At 68.8% G+C, this 19,687-nt stretch carries 11 protein-coding genes and 1 pseudogene; 6 read left to right on the forward strand and 6 right to left on the reverse strand.

The genetic code is table 11. The features are described 5' to 3' along the window. Positions 1–559: 559 nt before the first annotated feature. Together DIZ26_RS11175 and lipB are read right to left on the reverse strand one after the other, a co-directional pair. The gene (locus DIZ26_RS11175) at positions 560–2,389 is read right to left on the reverse strand and encodes an HNH endonuclease signature motif containing protein (protein ID WP_157979677.1); all 1,830 of its coding nucleotides are present in this window, start codon (positions 2,387–2,389) and stop codon (positions 560–562) included. Between the two features lie 859 nt (positions 2,390–3,248). Then, positions 3,249–3,980: a lipoyl(octanoyl) transferase LipB gene (lipB, locus tag DIZ26_RS11180; protein ID WP_112241077.1), complete on the reverse strand. Its 732-nt coding sequence runs from the start codon at positions 3,978–3,980 to the stop codon at positions 3,249–3,251. Positions 3,981–4,099: 119 nt separating this feature from the next. Between lipB and DIZ26_RS38875 the strand changes: the two are divergent. Both DIZ26_RS38875 and DIZ26_RS38270 read left to right on the forward strand, forming a co-directional pair. Continuing rightward, positions 4,100–4,510 (forward strand): annotated as a pseudogene (locus DIZ26_RS38875) (protein kinase domain-containing protein); the annotation flags it as partial. Between the two features lie 1,012 nt (positions 4,511–5,522). Then, positions 5,523–5,834, forward strand: a complete 312-nt coding sequence (locus tag DIZ26_RS38270; protein WP_232828264.1) for a hypothetical protein — start codon at positions 5,523–5,525, stop codon at positions 5,832–5,834. 802 nt (positions 5,835–6,636) lie between these two features. On the opposite strand, the gene DIZ26_RS11190 is transcribed toward DIZ26_RS38270, so the two are convergent. The 3 genes from DIZ26_RS11190 to lpdA form a co-directional block, all read right to left on the reverse strand. Next, positions 6,637–7,524: a TIGR01777 family oxidoreductase gene (locus DIZ26_RS11190; protein ID WP_112240120.1), complete on the reverse strand. Its 888-nt coding sequence runs from the start codon at positions 7,522–7,524 to the stop codon at positions 6,637–6,639. Positions 7,525–7,909: 385 nt separating this feature from the next. After that, positions 7,910–9,958 carry a 2-oxoglutarate dehydrogenase, E2 component, dihydrolipoamide succinyltransferase gene (gene sucB, locus DIZ26_RS11195; RefSeq protein ID WP_112240122.1) on the reverse strand — a complete coding sequence of 683 codons (2,049 nt, stop codon included), beginning with the start codon at positions 9,956–9,958 and terminating at the stop codon, positions 7,910–7,912. Positions 9,959–10,169: 211 nt separating this feature from the next. Beyond that, positions 10,170–11,558 carry a dihydrolipoyl dehydrogenase gene (lpdA, locus tag DIZ26_RS11200; RefSeq protein WP_112241079.1) on the reverse strand — a complete coding sequence of 463 codons (1,389 nt, stop codon included), beginning with the start codon at positions 11,556–11,558 and terminating at the stop codon, positions 10,170–10,172. 159 nt (positions 11,559–11,717) lie between these two features. Here lpdA and DIZ26_RS11205 point away from each other — a divergent pair, with 159 nt between their 5' ends. Further along, positions 11,718–12,032: a hypothetical protein gene (locus DIZ26_RS11205; protein WP_112240124.1), complete on the forward strand. Its 315-nt coding sequence runs from the start codon at positions 11,718–11,720 to the stop codon at positions 12,030–12,032. 294 nt (positions 12,033–12,326) lie between these two features. Here the strand turns inward: DIZ26_RS11205 and DIZ26_RS11210 are convergent, their stop codons facing one another. Next, a complete protein-coding gene (locus DIZ26_RS11210; RefSeq protein WP_112240126.1) occupies positions 12,327–13,820 on the reverse strand; it encodes a leucyl aminopeptidase in 1,494 nt (497 codons plus the stop codon). Between the two features lie 175 nt (positions 13,821–13,995). Between DIZ26_RS11210 and gcvT the strand changes: the two genes are divergently transcribed. The 3 genes from gcvT (at position 13,996) to DIZ26_RS11225 (ending at position 19,649) form a co-directional block, all read left to right on the forward strand. Continuing rightward, positions 13,996–15,102 carry a glycine cleavage system aminomethyltransferase GcvT gene (gene gcvT / locus DIZ26_RS11215; RefSeq protein WP_112240128.1) on the forward strand — a complete coding sequence of 369 codons (1,107 nt, stop codon included), beginning with the start codon at positions 13,996–13,998 and terminating at the stop codon, positions 15,100–15,102. A gap of 396 nt (positions 15,103–15,498) precedes the next feature. Continuing rightward, positions 15,499–18,312, forward strand: coding sequence for an AfsR/SARP family transcriptional regulator (locus DIZ26_RS11220; RefSeq protein WP_112240130.1), 2,814 nt, complete (start codon positions 15,499–15,501; stop codon positions 18,310–18,312). Further along, positions 18,309–19,649 (forward strand): AfsR/SARP family transcriptional regulator, encoded by a 1,341-nt coding sequence (locus DIZ26_RS11225; protein ID WP_112240132.1) that lies wholly within the window; start codon positions 18,309–18,311, stop codon positions 19,647–19,649. The genes DIZ26_RS11220 and DIZ26_RS11225 overlap by 4 nt, the downstream gene beginning before the upstream one ends. The last annotated feature ends 38 nt before the right edge of the window (positions 19,650–19,687 follow it).

Below are 19,687 nucleotides of genomic sequence, written 5' to 3' on the forward strand. Positions count from 1 at the left end.
TCAACCACCGCCACCACTCACCGCACACCCCGACCCCCGGAGCACCTACCGCCCCAACCCGGCACCCGAACCTCCGTCCCGCAAACCACCAGCCCATCAACCACCGCCGCCACTCACCGCACACCCCGACCCCCGGAGCACCTACCGCCCCAACCCGGCACCCGAACCTCCGTCCCGCACACCACCAGTCCCTCAACCACCGCCGCCACTCACCGCACACCCCGACCCCCGGAGCACCTACCGCCCCAACCCGGCACCCGAACCCCGCCCCGCACACCACCAGCCGCACCACCGCCCCCCCGCATCGCCGCCCCACTCCAATTGCCCACCGCCACTACTCACCGCACGCGGACGGGTTAGCTAGGCGACATCTCCGGCTTCGTCGCCCCATGGGTTGAGGCGTGCGGCTTCCTCCGGCGTGATCCAGGGGACGTCGGTGGTGGGGCCAGGAGCGTGTCGGTGGTGTTGAGCCAGGAGCGCGTTGGTGGCGGGTGGGCAGCATCGGGCGAATGGTTGGGCCCGGGCCCAAGTACGGCGGGTGGTGGCCCGGACGGCCTGGCTAGGCGACGTCGCCTGCTCCGTCGCCCCAAGGGTTGAGGCGTGCGGCTTCCTCCGGCGTGATCCAGGGGACGTCGGTGGTGTGGGGCCAGATGCGCGTCGGTGGCGGGTGGGCAGCATCGGGCGAGTGGTTGAGCTCGGGCTCAAGTACGGCGGTGGTTGGCCAGGGCGCGCGTGGTGCCCCAGGTTCGCCTGGTGCCCCCGGTTCGCTTGGTGCGGCGGGAGTGGGTGGTGACGCGGGCGTGGGTGGTAACTCGGGCGTGGCCGATGCCCAGGGGATGCGTGGTGCCCCGGATGCGCCTGGCGTCCCCGGAGTGCGTGGTGCCTCGGGCCTGGGTGGTGCCCAGGGCGTGCGTAGTGGCCCGGGTGTGCCTGGTGCCCCCGGCATGCGGGGTGGTTGACCGTCGGCCGGTGAGGTCGGGTGTGGCTCGGACCAGATGGAGGCCGCAGCGTCGACGGGGTTGCCTGAAGCCAGTCGGCTTAGGCGGAGTGGTGGTCTTATGGGTGGGTCGGCCCAGGTGGGACGGGTGACGTTGACGATTCCGTCGACGATCGTGACGGTCCAACGGCCGCTGTGGATCTCGCGGTGGTGGATTTTGCAGAACAGGGCGAGATTGTGCAGAGCTGTCGGGCCGCCGTCGGCCCAGTGGACCAGATGGTGCGCATCGCACTGGATCGGGGGTGCGCCGCAGATCACGCAGCCCTTGTCGCGGAGCTTGAGCGCATGGCGCATCGCACTGGTGACGAACCGCTTCTCCATGCCGACGTCGAGCGGTTGGGAATCCGAACCGAGCACGATCGGAATGATGTTCGCGTCGCACGCGAGGCGGCGGACCGCGGAAGCGGAGAGGTTGTCACCGAAGACGACTTGGCCGAATCCAGGGCCGCGCCCCTTCAAGCTGAGCGGTACGGCCGTCGCAGTACTCGTCATGCCGCCGCTGGAAGATGCCGGAGCAGCAGCCGGTGATCCGGTTTCGGTGTCGGGTGTTGCCGTCTCGTGGGCGGCGTACGCGGCTGCTAGGTCGGACTTGAGGGAGTCGTAGTCGATGGTGACGCTGATGTGGGGAGCCGTGCCGCCGGTGGACGTGGTGGCTGCGGTATTGAGGAGGTTGACCAGGGCGTCGGCCTGTCGCTTGTCGCGGCCGCGGGGGTCGGGCTGTCCGTCCAAGGTCTTGTGGGGCTTGGATCCCGCGTGGATCAGCGTCTGGAAGAGTTCGGCATCTTCGTTCGCCAAGTAGCCGCCGAACCGTACGCCGTTGTCGGCTTTCCTGTGCCACAAGGCTTCTCGGCGGTAGGCGTCCTCTTCGGCGGGTTCGGGTCCGTCAGTGTCGAGGATGTCGCGGGCTTGGTTGCCGAGTTTGCGCAGGTCGGCCGGATTGAGGTGGCGGGCGGCCTTGACCAGCTGGGCCTCGGCCGCGTTGAGCTGTTCGACCGGAACCATGGCGGTGGTCGGGATGCTCTCGAGCGCGTTGACGATGGCTTTGGCCTGGCCGAGATGCAGGTTGTACCTGGCTTCTTCGTCGGCGGTCGCAGGATCGGGAGCGTCGTACAGCTTGGGCACAGCTGCGTCGACGATCTTGTACTTGGGCAGCGCTTTGGCGAGTTTGAGGTCGGCGCGCACGTCCTTCGAGTTGAGCCGGTGCCGAGAGCTGATGAGCTCGATGGTGTCGTGGGCGCCGAGGACTTTCGCATGACCGGTGTCGTCATAGCGTGCGAGGAGCTCGAGCCGGTACGCATTCAGGCGAGTCACCTCGTCGTGCACGGCGTCGAGAGCGGCCAGCATTTCGCTGTCGCTCATCATGTACGCCGGTCGCGGCTCCGGGAACTCCATGCCACCAACGATAGACACCCCCACCGACAGTTTTCGGCTCGGAATCCCCTTGTTTTCAAGGAGATTCCAATCGGACCGATCTGGTCAAGTTGTCCACAGCCCCCATGAAGCTGTGGACGAAAACCACCTGTTCCCATCAGGTGCGTAGGGTCGCCGGCTTGCCGGGTGATCTCGGGGTGAGCTGTCGGCATCGCAGCTGAAAACGCGCCGAGCGCGCAGATGGCGAGCGATCGGCCGTGGCCGACCTGACCGACGTTGCCGGCCGGCGTAGGGAATGCGGCCGGCTGGCCGAGGAAGGATAGGTAGGCCGGCTGGTCGGCGGACGGGATGTGTGGGCCGGATGGTGCGGGAAGGGGGAAGTGGGCCGACTGGTCGGCGTACGGGAGTGGCCGGCTGGGCTGAGGAAGCCGGGAGTCGGCCGGCTGGTCGGCGGAAGGGGAAGTAAGCCAGCTGGCTGGCGTACGGAAGGGCACCGGCGGCAAAGCGAGCTGATATGGCGGCAGTAGGCCGGCTGGTCGGCGTACGGGATCGGGTCGGCTGGGCCGAGGAAGGCGTGAGTCGGCCGGCTGGTCGGCGTACAGGAGTGGCCGGCTGGGCGGAGGAAGGCGTGAGTCGGCCGGCTGGTCGGCGTACGGGATCGGGTCGGCTGGGCCGAGGAAGGCGTGAGTCGGCCGGCTGGTCGGCGTACAGGAGTGGCCGGCTGGGCGGAGGAAGGCGTGAGTCGGCCGGCTGGTCGGCGTACGGGAGTGGGCCGGCTGGGCCGAGGCAGGCGGGAGTCGGCCGGCCGGTCGAGGAAGGGGCAGTAGGCCGGTTGGCTGGTGTACGGAAGTAGGCCGGCTGGTTGGCGTACGGGGTGTTGTTAGGAGAGCGGGGCGACGGTGAGGCCGTAGGTGATGCCGGATGGGGGCTCGGGCTCGGTGTGGGGGAGGTCGGGGGTGCGCTCGTACGGGTCCCAGGCGAGCACGTTGGTGAGGTGGTGTTCGACCGAATCCAGGACTTCGGTGATGGTGACCTGGCGCCCTAATTCCTTGCTGAGCGTCGTGACGTCAGCGTCCGAGATGCCACAGGGGACAATCCGGTCGAACCAGGCGAGGTCGTTGTCGCAGTTCAGCGCGAAGCCGTGCATCGTCACACTCTGCGCGACGCGGATGCCGATCGCCGCGATCTTGCGCTCACGCCCGCGGTCGTCCGCCGGAACCCAGACTCCGCTGCGTCCCTTGACTCGCCCGGTCTTGACCCCGAGGTCGGCACAGACCGCGATGAGCGCTTCCTCCAACCGCCGAACGTAGTCCACGACGTACACATGCGAGGCGAGCTTGACGATCGGGTAGCCGACGAGCTGACCCGGCCCGTGCCAGGTGATCTTACCGCCTCGGTCCACGTCGACCACCGGCGTACCGTCCAGTGGGCGCTCGTGCGGCTCCGTGCGTTTGCCTGCTGTGTATACAGGTGGGTGTTCGAGGAGGATGACGGTATCCGGTTCGGTGCCCTCGGCAACTGCCGCGTGCAGGCGACGCTGCTCCGCCCACGCCTGCTCGTAGTCGACCGCTTCGGCGCCGAACCCGGCCCTCACATAATTGATCTCGCGCACGCCTTCGAGTGTATGTCGCCGGTCGCGGCGCCGTTCGCCGCCATCCACAGGCGAGGTCCGCGACGGGAGCTGTGGATAACTTCGGCGGCGGTCCGACCAATCCGGGCATCCTCCTAGGTATGGCACTCGAAGACATCGCCGGCTACAGCTTGCGCCGCGGCCTCGGGTCCGGAGCGACCGGTTCTGTCTGGCTGCTTCGGAACCTCGGCTCCGGCCGGCACGCCGTGCTCAAACGCATCCCGGCAGCCACGGTCCCGGCTGTCGAGGAGTTCCAGCGGGACCTGGCCCTGACCCGATCCATCGACAACCCACACGTTGCCCGCTTGCTCGACGTACGCCAAGCCGACCGCGATTGGCTGCTCTTCAGCCAGTACGTCGCGGCCGGCACGCTCGCGAGCCTCCTGGAACGCCGCCAACCGCTGTCGAAGGGCGAATTGGTGACCTTGATCGGCCCGCTGGCACAGGGGCTCGCGGCGATCCATCGCATCGGGCTGACTCATGGCAACCTCACCTTGGACAACGTCATGCTCGATGCCGAAGGTCGCCCGGTGCTGACCGATGTCGGCCTTCGCTGCTTGACCGACCCTTCGGCGACTCCCGAGTCCGACTTGCAGGCTCTCGCGGAGCTAGCCGTAGCCGCAGGTGGAGACCCGAGTCTGTTCAAGGCATCGCTATTCAAAGGCGACGCCCAACAAACAGCCGACCGCGTACTCCGGCTAGCGATACCCGCCCCGATCGCCTTCCTGGGCGCCACAGCAATCCCTGCAGCGCTGGCGCCGCCCGACGACGGCTTCGAAGGCCCGAACATCCGTACGCCGACCAGCCGGCCACCTGCCTCCACCTCACCTGCTGTGGACGACCCTGCGTCCGCGGGCGACACCAATTTCTTGGACGGCGCTAGCTCGGCGGGTGATTCCGAGGTTGATCTAGGCGCATCTTTTGGGGCTGGCGATGATCTGGCGTCTGATGATGTTCCGCCTGGCGCTTCGGGCTCGAGTTCGGCGACTGGCGATTCTGCTGAGGGCGCGGATTCGAGTGGCAGCAGCGGTGTGGGTGCGGGTGGGACGCGTGGTGGTGCGGGGGTTCTGAATGGGAATCGCCAAGGCGTGCGGCGAAAGCGGCCGGAGGATGGGTCTTCGGAGCGGAGCCGTGAGGCGCCCGGTGCATCTGGTTCTGAGGTCGATACGGAAGCCGGCGGCGCTGCGGGGTCAGCGGGCGGAACGTCGGACAAGGGGGCTGCTGCGCCGGCGCGGCCGGGAGCGGGCGGTGCTCGTCGAGGCAGTAAGAATGCGGTCAATCGTCTAGGGAAAGGGCGCAGCGGCACACGGCAAGGGAGAGGCCGAACGGTTACGCCGAGGACTTCCGGTCCGCGCAACCGCTTCATCGATGGTGTCGTCGGCGCTCTGCGGACGAAGGGCGAGCGCGGTGTGTCGCCTGCATGGCGTCCGTTTGGCGGTCCGGCGGCTGAGGGATCTGTTCGCGCCTTTGGTGGTGTCGCCGGCTACGAACCATCACTCGCGACTCCCGGATCGACGGTCATGGGTGGTGCGGGTGGACGGCTGCGGCTTCAAGGCCTCGGCGGTACTCGATTGGGTGAAGAAGCAGAGTCGCCAGCTGGTCTTGACGTCGGCGACGGAGATCGAGCGGCCGCAGCGGCGCCTGTCCCACAAGTTGATGCGGCTGGATGGCTTGCTCAACGACAACCGGTTGGCCGGCCTCAGGTCGGGACGCTTAGTCGCGGGAGAGGAGCGCGTGATTGGAGGGGCCAGCGTCGATCGACCAGACGTCGAGGTCGGGCCGGGCGGCGGAAGAGTAAGCGGCCTTGGCAGTGGTGGGGTGTCCGACTGCGGTTGAGCGAGAGGTTGCGAGGACGAGCGCCCGCGTACGGCGTACTGGCTGCGGTGGGTGCAGCAGCGATGGTTGTCCTGGTGCTTGGTCTGGTCGCTGTTGGTGTTCTGGGCGGAGGTGCGAGTACTGCGGCATCCACGGGGGATGCCGAGTCTCCGGGGACAGCTACCTCGGTCGCGTCTGGGCGAGCGACGTCCGGCGCCGGTACGCCGGATCCGTCAGGGAGTCTCCCGACGGCTACGGCGGTATCGACGCCGCCGGGAACGGACTGGCCAACACCTTGGCTGGACGTATTGAGGGCGCTGGACCGAAAGCGATCAACGGTCTTCAGGACCGGGGACGTCAGTGGGCTGGATGCGATCTATGTCCCCGGAAGCGTGCCCTGGAAGGCGGACAAGGACTTGCTTGCGAGTTACCGGACGCAGCGACTACGAATCGAGGGTCTCACGATGGAAATTCGAAGCTTGGTGATCGAAAGTGAGCTGACCGATCGCGCCATCCTGCAAGTCGTAGATCGCCTGGTCTCCGGCGCCGCTGTCGACCCGGCTGGCCGTAGAACGACCTTTCCAAGAGGTAGACCGGTTGCCCGCCGCATCGTCCTCCAAGCCGACGCACCCGGCGCGTGGCGAATAGCCGAGGTCACTGCTCTCTGATCCACCGCTGCAGGCTCGCAGGACAAGCTCGACGTACCAGTAGTAGGCGTGCACCCCTCGCCCTCGGAATCGATTCGGCAGTCAGACAAAGACTCCGGCTTGCTGACGGGCACATTCGCATATCTAGCTCGCCTGAGTCCGGATGCAGATGGAGGTCAACTGAGAGTGGCGGCCAAGGCTGCCTCGGCGGTGGGGTGGGTGAAGGTGAAGCCGGCGTCGAGGAGTTTGGTGGGCAGGGCGCGCTTGCTGCCGATGAGTTCCCAGGCGAATTCGCCGAGCAAGGTGGTGAGGACGAAGGACGGTACGGGGATCAAGGTCGGGCGGTGGAGGGCCTTGCCGAGGGCGGTGGTGAAGTCCTGGTTCGTCACAGGAGTAGGGAGGTCGACGTTGACGGGGCCGCTGATCTCGTCGTGTTCGGCGACGAAGCGTACGGCGCGGAGCCAGTCGGTGAGCGAGACCACCGGGAAGTACTGCTTGCCAGAGCCGAGGCGACCGCCGAAGCCGAGACGGAAGGGAAGTGACATGAGCTGGAAGGCGGGAGCGTCGCGGTCGATGACAACACCGGTGCGAAGGGAGGCGACTCGGCAGCCGGCGGTGCGGGCGGGTTCGGCTGCGCCTTCCCAGAGGCGGACGACGTCGGAGAGGAATCCTTCGCCGAGTTCGGATTCCTCTGTGAGGGTGCGATCGCCGCAGTCCTTGCCGTATCCGCCGATTCCGCTCTGGGTGATGAACACCGGTCGGTGGTCGAGGGCGGCGGCCGCGGAGGCGAGGGTTGCCGTGGTGCTGACGCGGCTTTCGCGGATGGTCTTGCGGTACGTCGGGGTCCACGGTCGGCCGATGTTGGCGCCCGCGAGATTCACTAGTACGTCGGCGTCGGCGAGTGCGGTGGGATCCAGTTGGCCGGCGGATGGGTCCCAGCGGACTTCGTCGGGTCGGCTCGGCGCGCGGCGTACGAGGCGGACCACTGCGTGGCCGTCGGACACCAGATCGCGCGCGAGTGCCTTGCCCAGGAAGCCGGACGAACCGGCCAATACGTACTTCATCCGATCATCGGCCCCTTGGTCGCGGAAACAATTCGGTCCGGCGGCAGTTCCAGCTCAGCAGACAACGCCATCGAACCAGTTCCCACAAAACCAGCACCGAGACCCGCCGAAACCAATCGGCGCTGAGTTTGCAGTCACACCGAACCTGGCCACGCGCTGCTCGACGTCGTGCGGGTTTACGTTGTGCGGCCTCTCACCGGGTCCTGCCGAGCTGAGCCTTGCCGACGGACGTCGTCGTACCACCGCCGTACGCCAGCCACTCAGCTGGAGGAGCGGTGCCTGGTTGGAGCGGAGGCGCGTGGTTGGTGAAAGTTGGCCAGGAAAGGCCGTGGGGCCCGGCGCTCGTAGCGCCCGGCCCCACGGGGTGTTCAGTCAGTACAGAAGCTCAGACGTCGAACTGGGCTTCTTCGAGGCGCTGCTTGACTGCGGTCAGGTAGCGCGCCGCGTCGGCGCCATCGACCAGGCGGTGGTCGTAGGTGAGCGCCAGGTAGACCATCTGGCGGATCGCGATCGTCTCGCCCAGCTGCGGGTGAGTGATCACGACGGGACGCTTGACGACGGCGCCGGTGCCGAGCATGCCGACCTGCGGCTGGTTCAGGATCGGGGTGTCGAAGAGGGCGCCGCGGCTACCGGTGTTGGTGATGGTGAACGTGCCGCCCGCCATCTCGTCCGGCAGCACCTTGTTGTTGCGGGTGCGGTCGGCGAGATCGGCGATCTTCTTGGCGAGGCCGGCGATGTTCAGGTCACCGGCGTTGTGTACGACCGGGACCATCAGGCCCTTCTCGGCGTCCACCGCGATACCCAGGTGCTCGGCAGCGTGGTACGTGACCTCGCCGGCTTCGTCGTTGATGGACGCGTTCAGCTTCGGGTACTGCTTGAGCGCGTCCACGGCGGCGAGGGCGAAGAACGGCAGGAACGACAGCTTGACGCCCTCGCGGGCCTCGAACTCGGCCTTCTTCGCGTTCCGGAGCTTGGCGATCTCGGTGACGTCGACCTCGACCACCGTGGTCAGCTGCGCCGAAACGTGCAGCGAGTTGACCATGTGGTTGGCGATCGCCTTGCGGATGCGGCTCATCTTCTCGGTGGTGCCGCGCAGCGGGCTGACCGGAGCCGGCGCCGAGGCAGCCGGAGCGGATGAGGCAGCAGCCGGAGCAGGTGCGGCAGCCGCTTGAGCCTTCTTGGCCTCTGCGGCGGCGAGTACGTCCTGCTTGCGGATACGGCCGCCGACACCCGTGCCCGCTACCGAGCCCAGGTCGACACCGTGCTCCGTCGCCAGCTTGCGGACGAGCGGGGTCACGTAGTTCGGACCGTCGGAGGAGGAGCCATTGGAAGAAGCCGGTACTGCGGACGCCGGCGCCGCGGCTGGTGCGGGCGCTGCCGCGGGGGCAGGTGCGCTCTGCGGAGCAGGAGCCTGCGCCGACGGCTGAGCCGCCGGAGCCTGAGCCGCCGGAGCCTGAGCGGCCGGAGCCTGGGCTGCGGGTGCCTGAGCAGACTGCGGGGCCGGAGCCTGGGCTGCCGGAGCTGCCTGGCGTGCCGGTGCGGCGGCGGGGGCGGCCTGCTGTGCGGCCGGGGCGGCTGCGGGAGCCGGTGCGGCTGCGTTGCCGTTGGAAGGCGCGTCGCCACTGTTCGACGATGCGGCCGGAGCGGACTGAGCGGGCGCGGAGTCGGCCTGCGCGGACTGGGCGGGCGCGGACTGCGAGGGCGCCGACTGGGCCGGGGCGGCGTCGCCGGAGCCGACGACTGCCAGCTCGGCGCCTACCTCGACGGTTTCGTCCTCGGCGACCTTGATTTCCAGGAGCTTGCCGGCGACCGGAGACGGGATCTCGGTGTCGACCTTGTCGGTGGAGACCTCGAGGAGGGGTTCGTCGACGGCTACGTCGTCGCCCACCTGCTTGAGCCAGCGGGTGACGGTGCCTTCGGTGACGCTCTCACCCAGGGCGGGGAGAGTTACCGACGTACCAGAAGAAGAGCCCGACGAAGACGGGGCGGCTTCAGCGGCCGGAGCCTCCTGCGCGGCGGGCTGCTGCGCGGCAGGCTCCTGAGCAGCAGGTTCCTGAGCGGCAGGCTCCTGGGCGGGGGCTTCCTCAGCGGCCGGGGCAGGCTGTTCTTCGGCCGCAGGAAGCTCCTCGGCCGGTGCCTGCTCGGCGGGAGCTTCGGCTTGCGGCTGAGCGGCCGGCTCGGAGCCGGTCGATTCACCGGCGTCGCCGATGACGGCCAGTTCGGCGCCGACCTCTACGGTTTCGTCCTCGGCGGCCTTGATCTCGAGCAAGGTGCCGGCGACGGGGGAGGGGATCTCGGTGTCGACCTTGTCGGTCGAGACCTCCAGCAGGGGCTCGTCAACGGCAACCGTGTCACCGACCTGCTTGAGCCAGCGGGTGACGGTTCCTTCGGTGACGCTCTCCCCGAGGGCCGGCAGGGATACAGAGGTCGGCATGACGGTCGTTGCTCCTTCGTCTGATCGGTTCGAGAGTCAGCCTACGGTGCCGCCGGTACGAGCGGGACGCGGGTCACAGCGCACCCACCCCGTACCAGCCTCAGCCAGGGCAGGTCTCCTGGTTCCTCGCGTACTACGCGGCCCTCGGCACGGCAGCTCGCCGCGCCGAGCACCTGCTCGCGACGGCAGGGCACCAGGAGACGTGTCCAACTTACTCGTGGAAGTGCAAAGGCTTTCCGGCCAGCGCGAGGTGCGCTTCGCCGAGGGCCTCGTTCTGGGTCGGGTGGGCGTGGATCAGCGGCGCGACGTCGGCGGGGAAGGCTTCCCAGTTGTAGATCAGCTGGGCTTCTCCGATCAGTTCGCCGACCCGGGAGCCGACCATGTGCAGGCCGACCACGGCGCCGTCCTTGGCGCGGACCAGCTTGACGAAGCCGGCCGTCTTGAGGATCTGGCTCTTGCCGTTGCCGCCGAGGTTGTAGTTCAGGATCTCGACCTCGCCGTACTTCGCCTTCGCCTGCTCTTCGGTGAGGCCGACGGAGGCGACCTCGGGTTCGGAGTAGGTGACGCGCGGGATGCCGGCCTCGTCGATCGGCGCCGGGTTCAGGCCGGCGAGGTGCTCGGCCACGAAGATGCCCTGCTGGAAACCGCGGTGGGCGAGTTGGAGTCCGGGCACGATGTCGCCGACGGCGTACACGCCGGGCACGCTGGTCTGCAGGTGCTCGTCGACGGTGACGAAGCCGCGGTCGAGCGCGATGCCGACCTCGTCGTAGCCCAGGCCGGAGGTGTTCGGTCCGCGGCCGACGGCGACCAGCAGCACCTCGGCCTCGATCACCTCGCCGCCGGCGACGGTGACGCGAACGCCGTTGTCATGGGTGTCGACCGATTCGAACGGCGTACCGGTCTTGAAGGCGATCTTGCGCTTGCGGAACGCCCGCTCCAGCGTCTTGCTGCAATCGGGGTCCTCGGCCGGGACGAGTCGCGGCAGCGCCTCGACGATGGTCACCTTGGTACCGAAGGACGTCCACGCGCTGGCGAACTCGACGCCGATCACGCCGCCGCCGAGGATCACCGCGGACTCGGGAACCCGGTCCAGCGTCAGCGCGTGCTCGCTGGCGATCACCCGGTTGCCGTCGATCTCCAGTCCGGGCAGCGAGCGCGAGTAGGAGCCGGACGCGATGATGACGTTCTTGCCGGTGTACGTCGTCCCGTTGACCGCGACCGTCGTCGGTGACGTGAGCCGCCCCTCGCCCTCGATCACGGTGATGCCGCGGGACTTGATCTGACCCACAAGTCCCTTGAAGAGCCGGTCGACGACGCCGTCCTTGTACTTGTTCACGCCGCCCATGTCGACGCCCTCGAGCGTGGTCCGTACGCCGAACTGCTCGCCCTCGCGCGCCGAGTCGGCGACCTCGGCCGCGTGCAGCAGCGCCTTGGTCGGGATGCAGCCGCGGTGCAGACAGGTGCCGCCGAGCTTGTCCTTCTCGACCAGCGCCACGGACATCCCGAGGACCGCGGCCCGCAGCGCGGCGGCGTACCCGCCACTGCCTCCGCCGAGGATCAGCAGGTCGTAGGTGGTGGTGCTGTCTGCCGGGTTCGTCACAGGTTCCTCCGTGGGCTGCTGGGTCGGCGGGCGGCCCCGGATCGCGGGGTTCCGGCCCGGCGTCATCTTGTCACCGCGGGCCCGGACTGTCGCTCCCGGGCCCGTACTGCGGGACCCGCGTGTCACCGTGGACTTGCGGAGATAGGCGACACTTACGGGATGAAGTGGTTTCGCCGGCAGCGGCCGGGAACGATGCGCAAGGCGGACAACCCCGACCAGGCGCACCTGCGCGAGTTCGCCCAGACACGACAGGGTGTCGAGGGATTCGTCGAGCCGAAGACGGCCGTGACCGACTACACGCTGCTCTTGGTCGCCATCGACGGCGAGTGGACCCGGCGCCGCGTCCCGTCGGTCGCCTGGGCGCACAACTTCGCGAACAAGCTGGGCATCCCGTCGTACGACGCGGCCGTCGTCGGCTACCCGCCGCGGATGCGCGAATACAACGCCCGCCAGAAGAAGAACGGCCGGCCTTAAGCAAACCAAGGGCCAGCACTCCGAACCGGGCAACCGGCTTGAACCGGCGCGACGCCGGGTCCAGTACTCCGAACCGGGCGACCGGCTTGAACCGGCGCGACGCCGGGTCGAGCACTCCGAACCGGCCGGCCGGGTTGAACCGCTGGGACGCCGGGTCGAGCACTCCGAACCGGGCGGCCGGGTCGAACCGGCGCGGCGCCGGGTCCAGTACTCCGAACCGGCCGGCCGGGTCGAGCACGGCGGACCGGATCGAGTATGTCGAGCAGTTCCTCGATCCGGCCTGTGAGCGGGTGATCAGCTGGCTGATGCGGCCAGTTCGACGAGGGTGCGGACCGAGTAGCCGGTGCCGCCGGAGTGGGTGTAGCCGGACGGGCCGCCGTCGTTGAAGGCGGGACCGGCCACGTCGAGGTGCACCCAGTCGATGCCGTCGGCAACGAAGTCGCCGAGGAACGCGGCTGCCGCCAGCGCGCCGCCCCACGGCTCGCCGGTGATGTTCGCCAGGTCGGCGACCTTCGAGTGCGAGCGCAGCTTGTCGAGCATCTCGGTCGGGATCGGCAGCGGCCACATCGCTTCACCGGCAGCGATCGCGGCGTCGACCACCCGGTCCCGCGCGGTGTCGGTGTTCGCGAACGCGCCGGCCACCTTGGTGCCCAGGGCAACGACACACGCGCCGGTCAGGGTCGCCACGTCGACGATCAGATCGGGCTGGTCCTCGGACGCCCGGACCAGCGCGTCGCCCAGCACGAGCCGGCCTTCGGCGTCGGTGTTCAGCACCTCGACCGTCTTACCGCCGTACATGGTCAGTACGTCGGAAGGCCGCGCCGCCGAGCCGGACGGCATGTTCTCGGCCATCGCGGCATACGTGGTGATCTGCACCGGCAAGCCGAGGCGCGCGATCGCCAGCGTGGCGCCGATGACAGCGGCCGCGCCGGCCATGTCGGACTTCATGCTGACCATGCCGCTGGCCGTCTTCAGCGACAGGCCGCCCGAGTCGAAAGTGATGCCCTTGCCGACGAAGGCGAGGTGGGTGACCGGCTTCTTCGGCGTGTAGGTGAGCCGGACCAGGCGCGGCGGGTTCTCCGATCCCTGGCCGACGCCGAGGATGCCGCCGTACCCGCCCTTGGCCAGGGCCTTCTCGTCGAGCACCTCGACCTTGACGCCGTGCTCCTTGCCCAGCTTCACCGCGTGCGCCGCGAACTCGGCCGGGTGCAGGTCGGACGGGGGCATGTTCACCCAGTCGCGGACCTGGTGCACGGCGTCGGCGACGATCTCGGCACGCTCGAGTGCCGCCTTCGCGTCCCGGTTGCGGGCCAGGTCGGTCAGCACGATCAGGTTGCCGGGGACATCCTCGCTCGCCTCGGACTTGTAGGCGTTGAACGAGTACCGGCCGATCAGCGCACCCTCGGCGACCGCGCGGACACACTCGGCGTCCGGCGTCGGCAGGGCGAACGCGACGGACTGGCCGGTCTTGGCCGCGCGGACGCCGACACCGGCCGCCGTACGGAGGTCTTCGGTCTTCAGTGCGCCGTCCGGAGCGGTGCCGAGGCCGACCGCGATCAGCAGCGCCGACTTGCCCGGCTTCGGGCCGGGCACCTTGGTGACCTCACCGGTCTTGCCGGTGGCGCCGAGACCGGACAGCACCTCCACCAGCTGTCCGCCGTACGCGGCGTTCAGCGACTCGGTACCGGCGGGCAGGGCCACGCCGCCGTCGAGCTTGACCACGCCGATGACGACGACGTCGGCTTTGACGCCGGCTGCATCGGACTTGCTCAAAGTGATGGTGCTCACGAAATCCTCAGTCCTCCTTGACCGGATGGCAGGCCGCCGGTCGTCACGGTACGTGCGTGCTGCCTGTGCATGCTACGCGTCACCAGCCGGCGGATGTGCGCAGATGGCCGCCCGGAAGTGGCACGGAGATGCGGGCCACACTGTTGCGCCATCGGTTTCCGGTAAGTTCCGCTGCATGACCGAGTCTGGTGTCCTGAAGAAGTCCCCGTTGCACGAGCGGCACGTCGCGCTCGGAGCCAAGTTCGCCGAGTTCGGTGGCTGGGAGATGCCGCTGGAGTACGGCGGTGTCGTCGCCGAGCACACCGCTGTCCGGACGTCCGTCGGCGTCTTCGACGTGAGTCACCTGGGCAAGGCGACCGTGCAGGGACCCGGTGCCGCGGCGTACGTGAACTCCTGTCTCACCAACGACCTGGGCAAGATCGCACCCGGCCAGGCGCAGTACACGCTGTGCTGCGCGGAGAACGGCGGTGTGGTCGACGACCTGATCGCGTACCTGCACGCCGACGACAACGTGTTCCTCATCCCCAACGCGGCGAACACCGCCGAGGTGGTCCGTCTGCTGCAGGCGCAGGCGCCGGAGGGCGTCGTGGTGACGAACACCCACGACGACTACGCGATCCTCGCCGTCCAGGGCCACAACAGCGACGAGGTGGTCGCAGGGATCGGCCTGCCGACCGGGCACGACTACATGTCCTTCGTCGTCGCCGACTACTCCGGTACGCCGGTCGTCGTCTGCCGCACCGGCTACACGGGCGAGCGGGGCTACGAACTCGTAGTACCGAACGAGGCGGCTGTCGCCGTGTTCGACGCGCTGCTGGCGGCGGGGGAGCAGTACGGGATCGTCCCGGCCGGCCTCGGTGCCCGCGACACCCTGCGGACCGAGATGGGCTACCCCTTGCACGGTCAGGACATCTCGCCCGACATCACGCCCGTGCAGGCGCGGTCGGGCTGGGCCGTGGGCTGGAAGAAGGAGCACTTCTGGGGTGAGCAGGCGCTGCGTGCGGAGAAGGAGTCCGGGCCCACCAAGATCCTCCGTGGTCTGCGGGCCGTCGGCCGGGGTATCCCGCGGCCGCACATGACCGTCGTGGACTCCAGTGGCGCACCGCTGGGCGAGGTCACGTCCGGCACGTTCTCGCCCACGCTGAAGAAGGGCATCGCACTCGCCCTCCTCGACGCGAGTGTCAAGGAGGGCGACGAGGTGGCCGTGGACATCCGTGGCCGTCAGGAAGCCTTCGAAGTGGTCAAGCCGCCTTTCGTGACGGTCAACGTCCGGGAGAGCTGACCAACTGCCCTGAGCAGGGCACGAACGGTTCCAGTTCGCGGCGGCGAGCCCGCCGCCGCGAACGGCCGACTGCCGCCAGCGGCCGCGAGGGAACCTTGTCCCGCAACCTCGGCGCAGCGCCGCGGCAATGCGCACTGGGAAGCCCCACGACGCTGTTGCACCACCCACGTCCGGTCCCTGTCCCAGCCTGAGCGGTGCCACCGGGCAGCACACCACCGATCAGCACTACAGCTGCAGCGAACAGTTTCCAGGACAAGCACGGAGCTGACATCGTTCCTCCGGTTCGAGGGGCGGCACCATGAGCGGTGGACCGGGCGGCGTACGGCGGCTGCCGACGTAGTCGCAGCATGTGGGAACCCGGTTACCCAGCGCCTACCACCGAGCTACGCTGCCCTCGTGGAGCTCCGGTTGCTCGGCCCCGTCGAGGTGGTGGCCAATGGCAAGGTCGTCCCGCTCGGCCGCCGCCAGGAGCGTCTCCTCCTCGCCGTACTGGCCCTCTCCGCCAATCAGCTGATCCCTGCAGCCCGGCTGGTCGCGCTGCTCTGGACGGACGAGGTCCCGTCCCAGCCGTACCGGACTTTGCAGGTGTACGTGTCCCGGCTCCGCAAGGCGTTGCCGGCTGAAGCAGCCATCACGGGCCGGGACCAGGGCTACCGGCTCGACATCAGCCCGGAGTCGATCGACGTCGCCCGTTTCCGGGAGCTCCGGCGAATCGCCGCGACCAGTGAGCAGGCGGCGGAACGGTCGCGACTGCTCGGTCAGGCTCTGGAACTGTGGCGCGGCCCGGCGCTGTCCGACGTGGCCTCCGAGGAACTACGTCACCGGCTCTGCGCAGGGCTGGAGGAAGAACGTCTGACAGCGCTGGAGGACCGCATCCACGCCGACCTGGAAGCGGGAGCGGGCGCAGAGCTGGTTCCCGAGCTTGCTGGTCTACTGGCTCTTCACCCGACCAGGGAAGGCCTGCTGGCCGCCCAATCGCTCGCTCTGTACCGCGCTGGTCGCCGACTGGACGCCCTGGAACTGCTGACGGTGGCCAAGCGAAACGTCCGGGCCGAGGTGGGACTCCAGCTCAGTCCTCGCCTGCAGGAGCTCGAGGTCGCGATCCTGCGGGACGACCCCGGCCTGTCGGCCGGCCGGCCCGTCGCCGTACCGCGGCAACTTCCGCCCGCGCCGAGGACGTTCGTCGGACGGCAGACGCAGCTCGATGCTCTGACCGAGCTCCTGGCCGCGCGCGCGAACGGCTCGGCCGGTTCGGTTGTCGTCGTTTCCGCGATCTCCGGGATGGCCGGTGTCGGGAAGAGCGCTCTGGCCGTCGAGGTCGCTCACCGGGTCGCGGACCTGTTCCCGGACGGCCAGCTCTTCCTCGACCTGCGCGGCTACGGCGCCGAGGAGCCGATGGCACCGATCGATGCCATCAGTGCCGCGCTGCGCGGTCTGGGCGTGGCCGGCGACGAGGTGCCGGCCGATCCTTCCGAGGCGTCGGCCCAGTGTCGATCGATCCTGGCGCAGCGGCGAGTCCTGCTCGTCCTCGACAACGTCGCCGGGTCGGGGGCCGTCGACGGCTTGCTGCCGGGAGCCGGCGCGAGCGCGACCATCGTCACCAGCAGGTCGCCCCTTTCAGGCCTGGACGCTGCCCAGATCCAGCTCGACGTACTGACTGCAGCCGAGGCCGCAGAGCTGCTCCAGCAGTTCGCCGGCCCTGCCCGCATGGCGGCGGAGCCGGAGGCCGCGGCCGCTCTGCTGAGCGCCTGTGGATACCTGCCGCTGGCGATCCGGATCCTCGGCGCCCGGCTGGCCTCCCGACCGGCGTGGCCGATCAGCCACCTGGTGCAGCGGGTCGCTGACGTCCACGGCCGCCTGGACCAGCTCAGCCTGGAAGGCACGAGCATCCGGACCGTCTTCGCCAGTTCGTTGGAGCACCTGGAGCGGTCGGCCGACCCAATCGATCGCCAGGCCGCGGCAGCGTTTCTCCGGCTCGGTGTGCCGGACGCTGCGCACCTGCGGTTGCTCGAGGCGGCCAGGGTTCTCGGGGTGGACGAGACAACGGCCGAAACCGTCTTGGAGCGGTTGGTCGATGCCCAGCTTCTCGAGACGCCGGCGCCGGGCAGCTATCGGCTGCACGACCTCTTGTGGGCTTTCGCCCGGGAGCAGGCAGAGGCCGGTCTGACGACGGCCGATCGGAGCGCGGTGATCGGGCGGCTCGTCGAGCTGTACGCCGCGGTGGCCTGGCAGTGTCTGGAGAGCCGCGGCCCGACCGCCGCGAGACTTGAATGGGCTGCCGGCCGACGGAAAGCCGGCGAGGTACCGGAGAACCTGCAGGGCGAGCAGGGCTTCGACTGGCTGGACGCCGCCGGCGCGAAGGTGACCGCCTTGGCTCTGCAGGGAGCGCAGTCCGGCGAGACGACGCGAGAAGGTGTGCTCTCGCTGGTGCTCGGGCTGTCCACCTACACCTTTTCCCGTGAATGCTGGCCGGATGCCCTTCGCCGGGCCACGGTGGCGCTGGAGATCGCCCGGCAGACCTCGGACCGGTTGGCGGAAGGACTCCTACTGTCCGATCTGGGCGTCTATCGTGCCTTTTCCGGTGACGTCGAGGGTGCGGTCGAGGCTTACCGGGAAGCAATTCCGCTGCTGGAAACCTGCCGGGTGACACGGGCCGAACTCGCCGCGCTGAACAACTTCAACCGGGTCCTGCACATGCTCGGCCGGCACGCCGAAGGGGTCGAGTACGGCTTGCGGGCGGTCACCCTTGCCGAACGACATGGCGAGGTCAAGCTCGAGGCGGGTGCCCGGCTCTCGGTCGGCCTCCATTACCAGGCGCTGGGCGATCCCGGCCGGCAACGGCAGTACTTGGAGAGCGCCCTGCGGTGTTCGCAGGAGGCTGCCAACAAATGGCAACAAGCATTCATCCTCGACGAACTCGGGCAACTGAATCACCTCGAGAATCGGCTCGCCGAAGCTGTCGACCGTTACCGCGCCGGCATCGCCCTCTACGACGAGCTGAGCCAGAACCATGACCGGGACCTCTCGGTCGGCCAGTTGGGCGAGGTGCTGCTCGACCTCGGCAGACTCGACGAAGCGGTTCCCGCTCTGGAGACCGGGTTGCGTGAGGCGATCCGGGCCGGCGACGAGGCGCGCGAGGAGAGGTTGCGGCGACGGCTGAGCGAGGCCCAGGCAGCGGCTGAGGTCGAGCCCGCTGGTCACGACCGATGACCGCGGACGTCGAGTACCGGTTGCTGGGACCCGTGGAACTGTGGGCAGGCGGTCGGCCGGTCGAACTCAAGCGGCGGCAGGAGCGGTTGCTGTTGGGCGTCCTGTTGCTCGAGCCGGGGAAGGTGGTGTCGGCTGAGCGGCTGGTCGGGTTGTTGTGGCCGGAGGAGCGGCCGGCTCGTCCCAAGCGGGCTCTGCAGGTGTACGCGTCGCGGTTGAGGGCCATGCTGGCCAAGGCTGATCCAGAGACCCGTCTGGAGGGTGGCGCCGAGGGATACGCAGTACAGGGGGCTTCGGGGCGGACGGACTGGGAGCTGTTCGCGGCGCTGGTTCGCGAGGCGAAGGCGGCGCGGGATCTGGAGCAGCGCCGGAAGGTGCTGCTGGATGCGCTGGCACTTTGGCGTGGGCCTGCGCTGGCAGACGTGGCGGAGGAGCACCTACGCCGTCGGTTGGCCGCCGACCTCGACGAAGCGCGCTGGGAAGCACAGGAGCTTCGCGTGGCGACCGAACTGGAGCTAGGACGGCACCAGGAGCTACTGCCCGAGTTGGCCGATCTCAGCACAGCACTGCCGTTCCGGGAGACCATCGCGTCGGCGTACATGCTGGCCCTGTACCGATCCGGGCGGCAGACGGACTCGCTGGCTGTCTATAGAGACCTGGTACGCCGTCTGGCCGACGAGCTCGGGACAACACCGGGTGAGAGCGTCCGCGAGCTACAGCTGGCCATCTTGCGGCAGGACGCCGCACTGGATCTGCGGTCGGGGGACCAGCCTCCAGATGAGCTACCCGCCGACAACGGCTCGCTACCGGAATATGACGCGCTGCTGAGCGAGCTGCGGGTGGAGCTGAGCCGCCCTGGCCGGCCGGACGGCGTACCGGCGGTGCTTTGTCTGTACGGCGCCGATAGGTCCGCGGTGGCGATCAGGCTCGCGCACCAAGTAGCGGGGGAGTACCCGGACGGACAGCTCTTCGCCTCCCTCCAAGACAGCTCAGGCGACGCCGTACCTGCCCCGGCCGTGCTCGGTCGACTGCTGCGCTCGCTCGGGCTCGACGAGGCAGACCTACCGGCCTCGGTGGAGGAGCGGGCGAGCGTACTGCGTAGCAGGCTGGCCGGAAGGTCAGTACTACTCGTGCTGGACGAGGCAGCAGACGCAGGGCAGCTCCGGCCGCTGCTGCCGGCCGACGGACGATGCGCGGTGATCGTCACTTCGAAGCAGCCGATGCTCGGTCTCGAGGACGCCGTCCAACGTGAAGTCCGGACGACCTCCGGAGAGCCTGAGCGACCGGGACAGAAGCGGCGCGAACGGGGTTCCGAGACGACAGCGGCTCGATATACCTGATGGTTGTAGATTCAACACCCTGCGTGACAATATGGCAC

Origin of the sequence: Kribbella monticola (assembly GCF_003261635.1) — a bacterium.
Taxonomy (GTDB): domain Bacteria; phylum Actinomycetota; class Actinomycetes; order Propionibacteriales; family Kribbellaceae; genus Kribbella; species Kribbella monticola.

Coding starts and splice junctions, on each gene's coding strand:
- gcvT (WP_112240128.1), top strand. CDS start 13,996: ATGACCGAGTCTGGTGTCCTGAAGAAGTCCCCGTTGCACGAGCGGCAC.
- DIZ26_RS11175 (WP_157979677.1), bottom strand. CDS start 2,389: ATGGAGTTCCCGGAGCCGCGACCGGCGTACATGATGAGCGACAGCGAA.
- DIZ26_RS11190 (WP_112240120.1), bottom strand. CDS start 7,524: ATGAAGTACGTATTGGCCGGTTCGTCCGGCTTCCTGGGCAAGGCACTC.
- DIZ26_RS11205 (WP_112240124.1), top strand. CDS start 11,718: ATGAAGTGGTTTCGCCGGCAGCGGCCGGGAACGATGCGCAAGGCGGAC.
- DIZ26_RS11225 (WP_112240132.1), top strand. CDS start 18,309: ATGACCGCGGACGTCGAGTACCGGTTGCTGGGACCCGTGGAACTGTGG.
- sucB (WP_112240122.1), bottom strand. CDS start 9,958: ATGCCGACCTCTGTATCCCTGCCGGCCCTCGGGGAGAGCGTCACCGAA.